The organism is Pseudomonas wayambapalatensis, from assembly GCF_049942315.1.
GTDB lineage: Bacteria > Pseudomonadota > Gammaproteobacteria > Pseudomonadales > Pseudomonadaceae > Aquipseudomonas > Aquipseudomonas wayambapalatensis.
This window is the reverse complement of the sequence record NZ_JBNFMU010000063.1, coordinates 1-15705: the sequence shown is the minus strand read 5'-3', so window position 1 is coordinate 15705 and position 15705 is coordinate 1. Positions and strand designations below refer to the sequence as shown.

13 protein-coding genes and 1 tRNA gene are annotated in these 15705 nt (G+C 58.7%); all 14 read left to right on the top strand.

Annotation, left to right across the window (positions count from 1 at the left end):
• The coding region (locus ACPZMI_RS02090) for an EF-Tu C-terminal domain-related protein (RefSeq protein WP_445648534.1) at window positions 1–155 on the top strand (155 nt) is incomplete at its 5' end.
• A gap of 55 nt (window positions 156–210) precedes the next feature.
• Window positions 211–286, top strand: a tRNA-Trp gene (locus ACPZMI_RS02085).
• Window positions 287–330: 44 nt separating this feature from the next.
• On the top strand, window positions 331–699 hold the full coding sequence (gene secE, locus ACPZMI_RS02080) for a preprotein translocase subunit SecE (RefSeq protein ID WP_186670240.1): 369 nt from the start codon (window positions 331–333) through the stop codon (window positions 697–699).
• A gap of 9 nt (window positions 700–708) precedes the next feature.
• Window positions 709–1242 (top strand): transcription termination/antitermination protein NusG, encoded by a 534-nt coding sequence (gene nusG / locus ACPZMI_RS02075; RefSeq protein ID WP_003255501.1) that lies wholly within the window; start codon window positions 709–711, stop codon window positions 1240–1242.
• A gap of 119 nt (window positions 1243–1361) precedes the next feature.
• The gene (rplK, locus tag ACPZMI_RS02070) at window positions 1362–1793 is read left to right on the top strand and encodes a 50S ribosomal protein L11 (RefSeq protein WP_003255500.1); all 432 of its coding nucleotides are present in this window, start codon (window positions 1362–1364) and stop codon (window positions 1791–1793) included.
• Window positions 1793–2488: a 50S ribosomal protein L1 gene (gene rplA / locus ACPZMI_RS02065; protein WP_028692260.1), complete on the top strand. Its 696-nt coding sequence runs from the start codon at window positions 1793–1795 to the stop codon at window positions 2486–2488. The genes rplK and rplA overlap by 1 nt, the downstream gene beginning before the upstream one ends.
• A gap of 203 nt (window positions 2489–2691) precedes the next feature.
• Window positions 2692–3192 carry a 50S ribosomal protein L10 gene (gene rplJ, locus ACPZMI_RS02060; RefSeq protein ID WP_029614620.1) on the top strand — a complete coding sequence of 167 codons (501 nt, stop codon included), beginning with the start codon at window positions 2692–2694 and terminating at the stop codon, window positions 3190–3192.
• Window positions 3193–3272: 80 nt separating this feature from the next.
• Window positions 3273–3641 (top strand): 50S ribosomal protein L7/L12, encoded by a 369-nt coding sequence (gene rplL / locus ACPZMI_RS02055; protein WP_054893558.1) that lies wholly within the window; start codon window positions 3273–3275, stop codon window positions 3639–3641.
• 220 nt (window positions 3642–3861) lie between these two features.
• Complete coding sequence (gene rpoB, locus ACPZMI_RS02050) at window positions 3862–7935, top strand: DNA-directed RNA polymerase subunit beta (RefSeq protein WP_186670242.1); 4074 nt, start codon at window positions 3862–3864, stop codon at window positions 7933–7935.
• Window positions 7936–7999: 64 nt separating this feature from the next.
• Entirely contained in the window at window positions 8000–12199 is a 4200-nt protein-coding gene (rpoC, locus tag ACPZMI_RS02045) for a DNA-directed RNA polymerase subunit beta' (RefSeq protein WP_186670244.1), read from the top strand.
• A 210-nt stretch (window positions 12200–12409) separates the two neighbouring features.
• A complete protein-coding gene (gene rpsL, locus ACPZMI_RS02040) occupies window positions 12410–12781 on the top strand; it encodes a 30S ribosomal protein S12 (RefSeq protein ID WP_003255492.1) in 372 nt (123 codons plus the stop codon).
• A 106-nt stretch (window positions 12782–12887) separates the two neighbouring features.
• Window positions 12888–13358: a 30S ribosomal protein S7 gene (gene rpsG, locus ACPZMI_RS02035; RefSeq protein ID WP_003246741.1), complete on the top strand. Its 471-nt coding sequence runs from the start codon at window positions 12888–12890 to the stop codon at window positions 13356–13358.
• A gap of 30 nt (window positions 13359–13388) precedes the next feature.
• On the top strand, window positions 13389–15536 hold the full coding sequence (gene fusA, locus ACPZMI_RS02030; protein ID WP_186670246.1) for an elongation factor G: 2148 nt from the start codon (window positions 13389–13391) through the stop codon (window positions 15534–15536).
• Between the two features lie 27 nt (window positions 15537–15563).
• Window positions 15564–15705: GTP-binding protein (locus tag ACPZMI_RS02025; protein ID WP_230385152.1), on the top strand; the 142-nt coding region annotated here is incomplete at its 3' end.

Here is a 15705-nt window from a genome sequence, read left to right as displayed (position 1 = left end):
TGCCGGAAGGCGTTGAGATGGTAATGCCAGGTGACAACATTCAGATGACTGTCACCCTGATCAAGACCATCGCAATGGAAGACGGTCTGCGCTTCGCCATCCGTGAAGGCGGTCGTACCGTCGGCGCTGGCGTCGTAGCGAAGATTATTGAATAAGTAGTTGATTTATCTAAATCAGGCCGGCATAATGGCCGGCCTGATGCAGCGTTACAGGTCAGTAGCTCAATTGGCAGAGCGACGGTCTCCAAAACCGTAGGTTGGGGGTTCGATTCCCTCCTGACCTGCCATTCACCTCGGTGTGATTGGCTTTCTTCTTACAGGATCCTCCCCGATGACTCCCAAAACTGAAGCCCAAGAATCGCGTTTTGATCTGTTCAAGTGGCTGGCTGTAGTTGCATTGGTTGTCGTAGGTGTCGTGGGTAATCAGTATTACTCCGCTGCTCCTATCCTGTACCGCGTTCTCGCGCTGCTCGCCCTGGCAGCTGTCGCAGGCTTTGTTGCTCTGCAGACTGCGAAGGGTAAGTCGTTCTTTGCGCTGGCGAAGGAAGCTCGTACCGAAATTCGTAAAGTCGTGTGGCCAACCCGCCAGGAGACTACTCAGACCACTTTGATCGTTGTGGCTGTGGTGCTCGTTATGGCGCTGCTGTTGTGGGGTCTCGATTCCCTGCTCGGTTGGTTGGTTTCCTTGATTGTTGGCTAAGGGTGTCTCGTGGCTAAGCGTTGGTATGTTGTGCATGCTTACTCGGGTTACGAGAAGCATGTAATGCGCTCCCTCATCGAGCGCGTGAAGCTGGCAGGCATGGAAGACGGGTTTGGCGAGATTCTCGTCCCGACCGAAGAAGTCGTCGAAATGCGCAACGGCCAGAAGCGCAAGAGTGAGCGTAAATTCTTCCCGGGCTACGTCCTGGTGCAGATGGAAATGAACGAAGGGACTTGGCACTTGGTCAAGGATACCCCTCGAGTCATGGGTTTCATTGGTGGTACCGCGGACAAGCCCGCGCCGATCACCGATAAAGAGGCTGAAGCTATCCTGCGTCGCGTTGCCGATGGCAGTGACAAGCCCAAGCCGAAGACGCTGTTCGAGCCGGGCGAAGTGGTTCGCGTCATTGACGGTCCATTCGCTGATTTCAACGGTAGCGTCGAAGAAGTTAACTACGAGAAGAGCCGCCTGCAGGTTGCAGTGCTCATTTTCGGTCGCTCTACTCCGGTAGAGCTCGAGTTCAGTCAGGTCGAGAAGGTCTAACTGAACGACGCATCCCATACCCCGCAGCCCTATGTGCTGCGGGGTTTTGTCGTCACTGGGATAAAACGCAAGTCATCCGGGGAGCCACCAGGCGTTCGAACCCGATTTTGGAGTAGCTCATGGCTAAGAAGATTCAGGCTTATATCAAGCTGCAAGTAAAGGCCGGCCAGGCCAACCCAAGCCCACCCGTTGGTCCAGCACTGGGTCAACACGGTGTGAACATCATGGAATTCTGCAAGGCCTTCAACGCCCGTACTCAGGGTCAAGAAGCCGGCCTGCCGACTCCTGTGATCATCACTGTCTACAGTGACCGTAGCTTCACCTTCGAAACCAAGAGCACCCCTGCCTCGGTTCTGCTGAAGAAAGCTGCTGGCCTGACCAGCGGTTCGGCTCGTCCGAACACCGTCAAGGTCGGTACCGTCACCCGCGCTCAGCTGGAAGATATCGCCAAGGCAAAGCAGGCTGATCTGACCGCCGCTGACCTGGATGCAGCTGTACGCACCATCGCTGGCTCTGCCCGCAGCATGGGCCTGAACGTGGAGGGTGTGTAATGGCTAAGCTGACCAAGCGTCAAAAGGCAATCGCCGAGAAAATCGAAGCAGGCAAGGCCTACAACTTCGAAGAGGCCGCTACCCTGCTGGCTTCGCTGCCGGCTGCCAAATTCGTCGAGTCGTACGACATCGCCGTAAACCTCGGTGTTGACCCGCGTAAATCCGACCAGGTCGTTCGTAGCGCTACTGTGCTGCCGCACGGCACTGGCAAGACCGTACGCGTTGCCGTCTTCACCCAGGGCCCAGCTGCCGAGGCCGCTCTGGCTGCCGGCGCTGACCGCGTAGGTATGGACGATCTGGCTGCCGAAATGAAAGGCGGCGACCTGAACTATGACGTCGTCATCGCATCCCCGGATGCCATGCGCGTTGTCGGTCAGCTGGGTCAGGTTCTGGGTCCTCGCGGCCTGATGCCTAACCCGAAAGTCGGTACCGTGACCCCGGACGTAGCCACTGCCGTCAAGAACGCCAAGGCTGGTCAGGTTCGCTACCGTACCGACAAGAACGGTATCATCCACACCTCCGTTGGCAAGATCGGCTTTGAAGCTGGCAAGCTGAAGGAAAACGTTGAAGCCCTGATCGCTGATCTGAAGCGTATCAAGCCAGCTTCTTCGAAAGGTATCTACGTCAAGCGCGTTACCCTGAGCACCACCATGGGCCCAGGTCTGATCATCGATCAGAGCTCGCTGAACGTGTAATGCAAAGTCGGCGCGGTCTTTCGAGCGCGCCGGCTGCAACAAGATTGGGGTCCCTGCCTGGCGGGGGCTATCCAAGACCGTAGGCGACGCAAGTCTTAAAACACAAGCCTACGCAGATGGTGCTCCCGATTCGCTCGCGAATCAGACACCAAAACGACATCCGGCCTCGGCCAGATGAAACGGTAGAAACCAGGAGTAAACCCGTGGCAATTAAACTCGAAGACAAGAAGGCCATCGTCGCTGAAGTCAACGAGGCTGCCAAAGTCGCTCTGTCCGCTGTCGTGGCCGATGCCCGTGGTGTGACTGTAGGCGCAATGACCGGACTCCGTAAAGAGGCTCGTGAAGCTGGCGTATACGTACGTGTCGTACGTAACACCCTGCTCAAGCGCGCTGTTGCTGACACTGAATTCAGTGTCCTCAACGACGCCTTCACCGGCCCTACCCTGATTGCGTTCTCCAACGAACACCCGGGCGCTGCTGCCCGTCTGTTCAAGGAATTCGCCAAGGGTCAGGACAAGTTCGAGATCAAGGCAGCTGCGTTCGACGGCAAGTTCCTTGCCGCTAACCAGATCGACGTGCTGGCAACCCTGCCAACTCGCGACGAGGCTATCGCACAGCTGATGAGCGTAATCCAAGGTGCAACCAGCAAGCTGGCTCGTACCCTGGCAGCTCTGCGCGACCAGAAAGAAGCCGCTGCTGCCTAAGGCGGCGTAGCTTCTCTCGAAATCAAACGTTTAATTTGATGGCCGTGTAAGGCTGTCCCCCAATACAGGAATTCATAGTCATGTCTCTGACTAACGAGCAAATCATCGAAGCAATCGGCCAGAAAACCGTTCTGGAAATTGTTGAACTGATCAAAGCAATGGAAGAAACCTTCGGCGTTACCGCTGCTGCCGCTGTTGCCGCTGGCCCAGCTGCTGCCGCTGCCGTTGTTGAAGAGCAGACCGAGTTCAACGTTGTCCTGGTTGAAGCCGGCGACAAGAAAGTGAACGTCATCAAAGCCGTTCGCGAGCTGACCGGTCTGGGCCTGAAAGAAGCCAAAGAGAAAGTCGATGGCGCTCCTCAGGTTGTAGCTGAAGGCGTTTCGAAAGAAGCCGCTGAAGACGCTAAGAAGAAGCTGGAAGAAGCTGGCGCTAAAGTCGAGCTGAAGTAATTTCGACTTTGCGACTGCAGCCTGAGCGTCAAGCGTAGGGCTGATGGCTGGTGGCCTGTGCCACCGGCCTTTTTCCGTTATTGGTGGCCGATCAGGTCGGCCCCGATAACGAGCTGCAAGACACCCATGTGGGTGGCGCAAACCAAGGGGTTTGCACGATTTTCTGGCTGCTCCCGCCGGGAGAAGCCAAACAAGCAGGTGACCAAGCTGGGGAACGCTGATGGCTTACTCATACACTGAGAAAAAACGTATCCGCAAGGACTTTAGCAAGTTGCCGGACGTCATGGATGTGCCGTACCTCCTGGCCATCCAGCTGGATTCGTATCGCGAATTCCTGCAGGCGGGAGCATCCAAGGATCAGTTCCGCGACGTCGGTCTGCATGCGGCCTTCAAATCGGTATTCCCGATCATCAGCTACTCCGGCAATGCTGCCCTGGAGTACGTAGGCTATCGCCTGGGCGAGCCTGCCTTCGATGTGAAGGAATGTGTCCTGCGTGGCGTGACCTTCGCGGTCCCACTGCGGGTCAAGGTGCGCCTGATCATCTTCGACAAGGAATCGTCGAACAAAGCGATCAAGGACATCAAAGAGCAAGAAGTCTACATGGGTGAAATCCCCCTGATGACTGAGAACGGTACCTTCGTTATCAACGGTACCGAGCGTGTGATCGTTTCCCAGCTGCACCGTTCGCCTGGTGTGTTCTTCGACCACGACCGTGGCAAGACTCACAGCTCCGGCAAGCTGCTGTACTCCGCTCGCATCATTCCTTACCGCGGCTCCTGGCTCGACTTCGAGTTCGATCCGAAGGACTGCGTGTTCGTCCGTATCGACCGTCGCCGCAAGCTGCCGGCCTCCGTACTGCTGCGCGCCCTGGGCTACAGCACCGAAGAGATCCTGGACACCTTCTACACCACCAACGTGTTCCACGTTTCCGGTGAGAAGCTGAGCCTGGAGCTGGTTGCCCAGCGCCTGCGCGGTGAAGTTGCGGTCATGGACATCACCGACGACACCGGCAAGGTCATCGTCGAGCAAGGCCGCCGTATCACTGCGCGCCACATCAACCAGATCGAGAAAGCTGGCGTCAAGCAGCTGGACGTTCCGCTCGAGTACATGATTGGCCGTACCACTGCCAAGGCCATCGTGCACCCGGCAACTGGTGAAATCCTGGCCGAGTGCAACACCGAGCTGACCACCGATCTGCTGGTCAAGATCGCCAAGGCCCAGGTCGTTCGCATCGAGACCCTGTACACCAACGATATCGACTGCGGTCCGTTCATCGCCGATACGCTGAAGATCGATACCACCAGCAACCAGCTGGAAGCGTTGGTCGAAATCTATCGCATGATGCGCCCAGGCGAGCCGCCAACCAAGGACGCCGCCGAGACCCTGTTCAACAACCTGTTCTTCAGCGCCGAGCGTTACGACCTGTCCGCAGTCGGCCGCATGAAGTTCAACCGTCGTATCGGTCGTACCGAGATCGAAGGTTCGGGCGTGCTGAGCAAGGAAGACATCGTCGATGTACTGAAGACCCTGGTCGACATCCGTAACGGCAAGGGCATCGTCGACGACATCGACCACCTGGGTAACCGTCGTGTGCGTTGTGTCGGCGAGATGGCCGAGAACCAGTTCCGCGTTGGCCTGGTGCGCGTCGAGCGTGCGGTCAAAGAGCGTCTGTCGATGGCCGAAAGCGAAGGCCTGATGCCGCAGGACCTGATCAACGCCAAGCCGGTTGCGGCGGCGGTGAAAGAGTTCTTCGGTTCCAGCCAGCTCTCGCAGTTCATGGACCAGAACAACCCGCTCTCCGAGATCACCCACAAGCGTCGTGTCTCTGCACTCGGCCCGGGCGGTCTGACCCGTGAGCGCGCAGGCTTCGAAGTTCGTGACGTACACCCGACCCACTACGGCCGCGTGTGCCCGATCGAGACGCCGGAAGGTCCGAACATCGGTCTGATCAACTCCCTGGCGGCCTACGCCCGCACCAACCAGTACGGCTTCCTGGAAAGCCCGTACCGTGTGGTGAAAGAGGGTGTGGTCACCGACGACATCGTGTTCCTGTCGGCGATCGAAGAAGCTGATCACGTCATCGCCCAGGCTTCGGCTGCGATGAACGAGCAGAAGCACCTGATCGACGAGCTGGTAGCGGTCCGTCACCTGAACGAATTCACCGTCAAGGCGCCGGAAGACGTCACCCTGATGGACGTTTCGCCGAAGCAGGTTGTTTCCGTTGCTGCCTCTCTGATTCCGTTCCTCGAGCACGACGACGCCAACCGTGCGTTGATGGGTTCGAACATGCAGCGTCAGGCTGTACCGACTCTGCGTGCCGACAAGCCGCTGGTAGGTACTGGCATGGAGCGCAACGTCGCCCGTGACTCCGGCGTCTGCGTCGTGGCTCGCCGCGGTGGTGTGATCGACTCGGTCGACGCCAGCCGTATCGTCGTGCGTGTGGCCGACGACGAAGTCGAGACCGGTGAAGCAGGTGTGGATATCTACAACCTGACCAAGTACACCCGTTCGAACCAGAACACCTGCATCAACCAGCGTCCGCTGGTGAGCAAGGGTGATGTGGTCGCGCGTGGCGACATCATGGCCGACGGCCCGTCCACCGACATGGGTGAACTGGCGCTGGGCCAGAACATGCGCATCGCGTTCATGGCGTGGAACGGCTTCAACTTCGAAGACTCCATCTGCCTGTCCGAGCGTGTGGTCCAGGAAGATCGCTTCACCACGATCCACATCCAGGAACTGACCTGTGTGGCCCGTGACACCAAGCTTGGCCCAGAGGAAATCACCGCGGACATCCCGAACGTGGGTGAGGCTGCGCTGAACAAGCTGGACGAAGCCGGTATCGTCTACGTAGGTGCCGAAGTCGGCGCCGGCGACATCCTGGTCGGCAAGGTCACTCCGAAAGGTGAGACCCAGCTGACGCCGGAAGAGAAACTGCTGCGTGCGATCTTCGGTGAGAAGGCCAGCGACGTCAAAGACACCTCCCTGCGCGTGCCGACCGGCACCAAGGGCACCGTCATCGACGTACAGGTCTTCACCCGCGATGGCGTTGAGCGCGACAGCCGCGCCCTGGCGATCGAGAAGATGCAGCTGGACGAGATCCGCAAGGACCTCAACGAAGAGTTCCGCATCGTCGAAGGCGCGACCTTCGAGCGTCTGCGTTCTGCTCTGAACGGCCAGGTGGTCGACGGTGGTGCGGGCCTGAAGAAAGGCACCGTGATCACTGACGACGTGCTGAACGGTCTGGAGCACGGCCAGTGGTTCAAACTGCGCATGGCCGAAGATGCACTGAACGAGCAGCTGGAAAAGGCTCAGCAGTACATCGTCGATCGCCGCCGTCTGCTGGACGACAAGTTCGAAGACAAGAAGCGCAAGCTGCAGCAGGGCGATGACCTGGCTCCAGGCGTACTGAAGATCGTCAAGGTCTACCTGGCAATCCGCCGTCGCATCCAGCCGGGTGACAAGATGGCCGGTCGTCACGGTAACAAGGGTGTCGTCTCGGTGATCATGCCGGTAGAAGACATGCCGCACGACGCCAACGGTACTCCGGTCGACGTCGTACTGAACCCGCTGGGCGTACCTTCGCGTATGAACGTCGGTCAGATTCTCGAAACCCACCTGGGCCTGGCGGCCAAAGGTCTGGGCGAGAAGATCGACCGCATGCTCGAAGAGCAGCGCAAGGCAGCCGAGCTGCGCACCTTCCTGACCGAGATCTACAACGAGATCGGTGGTCGTCAGGAAAACCTCGACGAGTTCTCCGACGCAGAGATCTTCGCCCTGGCCAACAACCTCAAGAAAGGTGTGCCGATGGCGACGCCTGTCTTCGACGGTGCCAAGGAGCGTGAGATCAAGGCCATGCTGAAGCTGGCCGACCTGCCAGAGAGCGGCCAGATGGTGCTGTTCGACGGCCGTACCGGCAACAAGTTCGAGCGTCCTGTGACCGTTGGTTACATGTACATGCTCAAGCTGAACCACTTGGTGGACGACAAGATGCACGCGCGTTCCACTGGTTCCTACAGCCTGGTTACCCAGCAGCCGCTGGGTGGTAAGGCGCAGTTCGGTGGTCAGCGTTTCGGGGAGATGGAAGTGTGGGCGCTGGAAGCATACGGCGCGGCATACACCCTGCAAGAAATGCTCACAGTGAAGTCGGACGACGTGAACGGCCGTACCAAGATGTACAAGAACATCGTGGATGGCGATCACCGTATGGAGCCGGGCATGCCCGAGTCCTTCAACGTGTTGATCAAAGAGATCCGTTCGCTCGGTATCGATATCGATCTGGAAACCGAATAACACGTGACGCGAAGGGGAGCGGGGCTGGTACAGCCCGCTTCCTGCTCCGCCAGGAGGAAAGGCCTTGAAAGACCTACTGAATTTGCTGAAAAACCAGGGTCAAGTCGAAGAGTTCGACGCCATCCGCATCGGTCTGGCGTCGCCTGAAATGATCCGTTCGTGGTCGTTCGGTGAAGTTAAGAAGCCGGAAACCATCAACTACCGTACGTTCAAGCCTGAGCGTGACGGCCTGTTCTGCGCCAAGATCTTTGGCCCAGTCAAGGACTACGAGTGCCTGTGCGGCAAGTACAAGCGCCTCAAGCACCGCGGTGTGATCTGCGAGAAGTGCGGCGTTGAAGTTGCCCTGGCCAAGGTTCGCCGTGAGCGCATGGCGCACATCGAGCTGGCCTCGCCGGTCGCCCACATCTGGTTCCTGAAGTCGCTGCCGTCCCGTATCGGCCTGCTGATGGACATGACCCTGCGTGACATCGAGCGCGTGCTCTACTTCGAGAGCTACGTGGTGATCGATCCGGGCATGACTACCCTCGAGAAGGGTCAGCTGCTGAACGACGAGCAGTACTTCGAAGCGCTGGAAGAGTTCGGTGACGACTTCGACGCCCGCATGGGTGCCGAGGCTGTCCGCGAACTGCTGCACGCGATCGACCTGGAGCACGAGATCGGTCGTCTGCGCGAAGAGATTCCACAGACCAACTCCGAAACCAAGATCAAGAAGCTGTCCAAGCGCCTGAAGCTGATGGAAGCTTTCCAGGGCTCGGGCAACCTGCCTGAGTGGATGGTCCTGACCGTCCTGCCAGTGCTGCCGCCGGACCTGCGTCCGCTGGTTCCGCTGGATGGCGGCCGCTTCGCGACCTCCGACCTGAACGATCTGTATCGTCGGGTGATCAACCGTAACAACCGTCTGAAGCGCCTGCTCGATCTGTCGGCGCCGGACATCATCGTGCGCAACGAAAAGCGCATGCTGCAGGAAGCGGTCGACGCCCTGCTCGACAACGGCCGTCGCGGTCGTGCCATCACTGGCTCGAACAAGCGTCCGCTGAAGTCGCTGGCCGACATGATCAAAGGTAAGCAAGGTCGCTTCCGTCAGAACTTGCTCGGTAAGCGCGTGGACTACTCCGGTCGTTCGGTAATTACCGTAGGCCCGACCCTGCGCCTGCACCAGTGCGGTCTGCCGAAGAAGATGGCCCTCGAGCTGTTCAAGCCGTTCATTTTCGGCAAGCTGGAAATGCGTGGTCTGGCGACCACCATCAAGGCCGCCAAGAAGATGGTCGAGCGCGAGCTGCCAGAGGTCTGGGACGTTCTCGCCGAAGTCATCCGCGAACACCCCGTCCTGCTGAACCGTGCACCGACGCTGCACCGTCTGGGTATCCAGGCGTTCGAGCCGGTGCTGATCGAAGGCAAGGCGATTCAGCTGCACCCGCTGGTCTGTGCCGCGTACAACGCCGACTTCGACGGTGACCAGATGGCCGTTCACGTGCCGCTGACCCTGGAAGCCCAGCTCGAAGCGCGCGCGCTGATGATGTCGACCAACAACATCCTGTCGCCAGCCAACGGTGAGCCAATCATCGTTCCTTCGCAGGACGTTGTACTGGGTCTGTACTACATGACCCGTGAAGCCATCAACGCCAAGGGCGAAGGTCGCGTGTTCGCTGACCTGCAGGAAGTCGACCGCGTATTCCGCGCCGGCGAGGCTGCCCTGCACGCGAAAATCAAGGTCCGTATCAACGAGACCGTGAAAGAGCGTGATGGCTCGGTGGTCAAGAACACCCGTATCGTCGACACCACCGTCGGCCGTGCGCTGCTGTTCCAGGTTGTTCCGGCAGGTCTGCCGTACGACGTGGTCAACCAGCCGATGAAGAAGAAGGCGATCTCCAAGCTGATCAACCAGTGCTATCGCGTGGTTGGTCTGAAAGAGACCGTGATCTTCGCTGACCAGCTGATGTACACCGGTTTCGCTTACTCGACCATTTCCGGCGTCTCGATCGGTGTTAACGACTTCGTTATCCCGGACGAAAAAGCCCGCATCATCGGTACTGCTACCGATGAGGTGAAGGAAATCGAAAGCCAGTACGCCTCGGGCCTGGTTACCCAGGGCGAGAAGTACAACAAGGTCATCGACTTGTGGTCGAAGGCGAACGACGAAGTGTCCAAGGCGATGATGGCCAACCTCTCGAAAGAGAAGGTCATCGACCGCGAGGGCAAGGAAGTCGAGCAAGAGTCCTTCAACTCGATGTACATGATGGCTGACTCGGGTGCGCGGGGTTCCGCTGCACAGATCCGTCAGCTGGCCGGTATGCGTGGTCTGATGGCCAAGCCGGACGGCTCGATCATCGAGACGCCGATCACCGCGAACTTCCGTGAAGGTCTGAGCGTACTGCAGTACTTCATCTCGACCCACGGTGCTCGTAAAGGTCTGGCGGATACCGCACTGAAGACTGCGAACTCCGGTTACCTGACTCGCCGTCTGGTAGACGTGGCGCAGGATCTGGTCGTGACCGAGATCGACTGCGGCACCGACCAGGGCCTGCTGATGACGCCGCACATCGAAGGTGGCGACGTTGTAGAGCCGCTGGGTGAGCGTGTACTGGGTCGTGTCATCGCCCGCGACGTGTTCAAGCCAGGTACCGAGGACGTCATCGTTCCTGCCGGCACCCTGGTCGACGAGAAGTGGGTCGAGTTCATCGAGCTGAACAGCATCGACGAAGTGGTCGTGCGTTCGCCGATCAGCTGCGAAACCCGCTACGGCATCTGCGCCAAGTGCTACGGTCGTGACCTGGCTCGTGGTCACCAGGTGAACATCGGTGAAGCTGTCGGCGTTATCGCTGCACAGTCGATCGGTGAGCCGGGTACCCAGCTGACCATGCGTACCTTCCACATCGGTGGTGCTGCAAGCCGTACCTCGGCTGCCGACAGCGTCCAGGTGAAGAATGGCGGCATGGTGCGTCTGCACAACCTGAAGCAGGTCGAGCGTGCCGATGGCAACCTGGTCGCGGTATCGCGTTCCGGCGAGCTGGCCATTGCTGACGAATTCGGTCGTGAGCGTGAGCGCTACAAGCTGCCTTACGGTGCGGTGATTTCGGTCAAGGAAGGTGACAAGGTCGAAGCTGGCGCCATCGTCGCCAAGTGGGACCCGCACACCCACCCGATCGTTACCGAGCTGAAAGGTACCGTGACCTTCGTGGGCATGGAAGAAAACATCACCATCAAGCGCCAGACCGACGAACTGACCGGTCTGACCAACATTGAAGTCCTGGACGTCAAGGATCGCCCTGCCGCTGGCAAGGAAATCCGTCCGGCCATCAAGATGGTCGATGCCAACGGCAAGGACCTGTACCTGCCAGGTACCGACGTACCGGCTCAGTACTTCCTGCCGGCCAACGCCCTCGTCGGTGTGGCTGACGGCGCTCAGATCGGTGTCGGTGACGTAATCGCGCGTATCCCGCAAGAAACGTCGAAGACCCGTGACATCACCGGTGGTCTGCCACGCGTTGCCGACCTGTTCGAAGCGCGTCGTCCGAAAGAAGCGTCGATCCTGGCTGAAGTCAGCGGCACCATCGCGTTCGGTAAAGAGACCAAGGGCAAGCGTCGCCTGGTCATCACGCCGACCGATGGCAGCGATCCGTACGAAGAGCTGATTCCGAAGTGGCGCCACCTGAACGTCTTCGAAGGCGAACAGGTAAACCGCGGCGAAGTCATCTCCGACGGTCCGAGCGATCCGCACGACATCCTGCGTCTGCTGGGTGTCAGCGCGCTGGCCAAGTACATCGTCAACGAGATTCAGGACGTTTACCGCCTGCAGGGCGTGAAGATCAACGACAAGCACATCGAGACCATCCTGCGTCAGATGCTGCGCAAGGTCGAGATCAGCGAGTCGGGCGATTCCAGCTTCATCAAGGGCGACCAGATGGAGTTGACCCAGGTACTGGTAGAGAACGAGCGTCTGGCGAGTGAAGACAAGTTCATCTCCAAGTTCACCCGTGTCCTGCTGGGTATCACCAAGGCCTCGCTGTCGACCGAGTCGTTCATCTCCGCGGCTTCCTTCCAGGAAACCACCCGCGTACTGACCGAAGCGGCGGTAACCGGCAAGCGCGACTACCTGCGCGGCCTGAAAGAGAACGTGGTCGTGGGTCGTCTGATCCCGGCCGGTACCGGTCTGGCCTACCACAGCGAGCGCAAGCGTCGCCGTGATGCCGATAAGCCGCTGCGTGTGAGCGCCAGTGAGGTGGAAGCCGCACTGACCGAAGCGCTGAACTCCAGCGGCAACTAAGTAGAGGCGGGGCCCCGGCCCCTTCCTCCCGAGCCTCGGTGACATGATTTGTTGCCGATGATCGGGCAGGAAGGGTCGGGGCCTTGTCTTGACTGGGTGCAAGATCCTCTTTAGACTTTTGTACCCTTAAATTTGGTGAGGCTCCGTCTCGCCAATTTTTGGCTTTCTTGCAAGACAATAGAGTCGCAAGACAATCAGTGGAGCTAGTAGATGGCAACTATCAACCAGCTGGTACGTCAGCCGCGCAAGCGTTCGGTCGAGAAGTCCGACGTTCCTGCGCTGCAGAACTGCCCGCAGCGTCGTGGCGTGTGCACCCGTGTGTACACCACCACGCCGAAAAAACCTAACTCGGCACTGCGTAAAGTATGCCGTGTGCGTCTGACCAACGGTTTCGAGGTTTCCTCGTACATCGGTGGTGAAGGCCACAACCTGCAAGAGCACAGCGTCGTCCTGATCCGTGGCGGCCGTGTAAAAGACTTGCCAGGTGTTCGTTACCACACCGTTCGCGGCTCTCTGGATACTTCGGGCGTCAAAGGCCGTAACCAGGGTCGTTCGAAGTACGGTACCAAGCGTCCGAAGTAATCGGGCGTTTGCAGACATCCATTTATTTGAGTCGATAAGAGTAAGGTCGGGCAGGGGTCGAAGACCCGCGTCCCGGGCTAACCTGAAGACCGTTTGAGGGCTTATCATGCCAAGACGTCGTGTAGCAGCAAAACGTGAGATCCTTGACGATCCGAAATACGGATCTCAGATCCTCGCCAAGTTCATGAACCACGTGATGGAAAGCGGCAAGAAGGCCGTAGCCGAGCGCATCGTTTACGGTGCCCTGGATACCGTCAAAGCACGCAAGAACAGCGACCCCCTGGAAATCTTCGAGAAAGCTCTCGACGCCATCGCTCCGCTGGTCGAAGTAAAGTCCCGTCGTGTCGGCGGTGCCACTTACCAGGTTCCGGTTGAAGTTCGTCCATCCCGTCGTAACGCTCTGGCAATGCGCTGGCTCGTAGACTACGCCCGCAAGCGCGGCGAGAAGTCGATGGCCCTGCGTCTGGCCGGCGAACTGCTGGATGCTGCCGAAGGCAAGGGTGCTGCAGTCAAGAAGCGTGAAGACGTGCACCGTATGGCCGAAGCCAACAAAGCGTTCTCGCACTACCGCTTCTAATTCAAGCATCAATCATTTTGCGAGGGCTTTATGGCTCGTACTACAGCAATTAACCGCTACCGTAACATCGGTATCTGTGCTCACGTTGACGCGGGCAAGACCACCACTACCGAGCGGATCCTGTTCTACACAGGTCTGAGCCACAAGATGGGCGAGGTGCATGATGGCGCCGCGACCACCGACTGGATGGTGCAGGAGCAGGAGCGCGGTATCACCATTACCTCCGCTGCCGTTACCACCTTCTGGAAAGGCTCCCGTGGTCAGTACGACAACTACCGCGTAAACGTCATCGATACCCCCGGCCACGTTGACTTCACCATTGAAGTAGAACGTTCGCTGCGTGTACTCGACGGCGCGGTCGTCGTGTTCTGCGGCACCTCCGGCGTTGAGCCTCAGTCCGAAACCGTATGGCGTCAGGCCAACAAGTACGGCGTTCCGCGTGTTGTCTACGTGAACAAGATGGACCGTGCCGGTGCCAACTTCCTGCGCGTTGTCGGCCAGATCAAGAACCGCCTGGGTCACACCCCGGTTCCGGTCCAGCTGGCTATCGGTGCAGAAGACGACTTCCAGGGTCAGGTTGACCTGATCAAGATGAAAGCCATCTACTGGAACGACGACGACAAAGGTACTACCTACCGTGAGGAAGAGATTCCTGCCGAGCTGGTGGACCTGGCCAACGAATGGCGCAACAACATGGTCGAGGCTGCTGCCGAGGCCAACGAAGAGCTGATGAACAAGTACCTTGAAGAAGGTGACCTGTCCGTCGAAGACATCAAGGCTGGTCTGCGCGCCCGTACCCTGGCGAGCGAGATCGTTCCTGCTGTCTGCGGTTCCTCGTTCAAGAACAAGGGCGTTCCCCTGGTTCTCGACGCCGTCATTGACTTCCTGCCTGCGCCCACCGAGATCCCTGCGATCAAGGGTATCCACCCTGATCTGATCGACGTGCCGAAGGATGAAGTCACTCCAGAGCAGTATGACGAGCGTCCTGCTGACGACAACGAGCCGTTCTCGGCCCTGGCGTTCAAGATTGCCACCGACCCGTTCGTGGGTACTCTGACCTTCGTCCGCGTCTACTCGGGCTTCCTGACCTCCGGTGACTCCGTCATCAACTCGGTCAAGGGCAAGAAAGAGCGCGTTGGTCGTATGGTGCAGATGCACGCCAACCAGCGTGAAGAGATCAAAGAAGTACGCGCTGGCGACATCGCTGCTCTGATCGGCATGAAGGACGTCACCACCGGTGACACCCTGTGCAACGCCGACAAGCCGATCATCCTCGAGCGTATGGACTTCCCTGAGCCGGTAATTTCGCTCTCCGTAGAGCCGAAAACCAAGGCTGACCAGGAGAAGATGGGTATCGCTCTGGGCAAGCTGGCCCAGGAAGACCCGTCGTTCCGCGTCAAGACCGACGAAGAAACCGGCCAGACCATCATCTCCGGTATGGGTGAGCTGCACCTGGACATCCTCGTTGACCGCATGAAGCGCGAGTTCAACGTCGAGTGCAACGTCGGCAAGCCGCAGGTTTCGTACCGCGAGAAGATCACCAAGTCCAACGTCGAGATCGAAGGCAAGTTCGTTCGTCAGTCGGGTGGTCGTGGTCAGTTCGGTCACTGCTGGATCCGTTTCTCGGAGCCGGACGTGGACGACAAAGGCAACATCACCGAAGGTCTGGTGTTCACCAACGAAGTCGTTGGTGGTGTGATTCCTAAGGAATTCATCGCCCCGATCCAGAAGGGTATCGAAGAGCAGATGAAAAACGGCGTTGTTGCCGGCTATCCGCTGCTCGGCCTGAAGGCTACGGTATTCGACGGTTCGTACCACGACGTCGACTCCAACGAAATGGCGTTCAAGATCGCCGCTTCGATGGCGACCAAGCAGCTGGCCCAGAAGGGCGGTGGCGTGGTGCTTGAGCCGATCATGAAGGTCGAAGTTGTAACCCCGGAAGACTACCTGGGTGACGTGATGGGTGACCTGAGCCGTCGTCGTGGGATGATCCAGGGTAATGAAGACTCGGTGTCCGGCAAGGTAATCACTGCTGAGGTACCGCTCGGAGAGATGTTCGGTTACGCGACCGACGTTCGTTCCATGTCTCAGGGTCGCGCAAGCTACTCCATGGAATTCTCCAAATACGCCGAAGCTCCGTCGAACATCGTCGAAGCACTCGTTAAAAAACAAGGCTAATCCCCTTTAGGCAAGAGGTTCACTGTCGTGGCTAAAGAAAAATTTGATCGTTCCCTTCCCCACGTTAACGTCGGCACTATCGGCCACGTTGACCACGGTAAGACCACTCTGACCGCAGCTCTGACTCGCGTCTGCTCCGAAGTTTTCGGTTCGGCAGTCGTTGAGTTCG

Coding starts and splice junctions, on each gene's coding strand:
- secE (WP_186670240.1), top strand. CDS start 331: ATGACTCCCAAAACTGAAGCCCAAGAATCGCGTTTTGATCTGTTCAAG.
- rplK (WP_003255500.1), top strand. CDS start 1,362: ATGGCTAAGAAGATTCAGGCTTATATCAAGCTGCAAGTAAAGGCCGGC.
- rplA (WP_028692260.1), top strand. CDS start 1,793: ATGGCTAAGCTGACCAAGCGTCAAAAGGCAATCGCCGAGAAAATCGAA.
- rplL (WP_054893558.1), top strand. CDS start 3,273: ATGTCTCTGACTAACGAGCAAATCATCGAAGCAATCGGCCAGAAAACC.
- rpoB (WP_186670242.1), top strand. CDS start 3,862: ATGGCTTACTCATACACTGAGAAAAAACGTATCCGCAAGGACTTTAGC.
- rpsL (WP_003255492.1), top strand. CDS start 12,410: ATGGCAACTATCAACCAGCTGGTACGTCAGCCGCGCAAGCGTTCGGTC.
- rpsG (WP_003246741.1), top strand. CDS start 12,888: ATGCCAAGACGTCGTGTAGCAGCAAAACGTGAGATCCTTGACGATCCG.
- fusA (WP_186670246.1), top strand. CDS start 13,389: ATGGCTCGTACTACAGCAATTAACCGCTACCGTAACATCGGTATCTGT.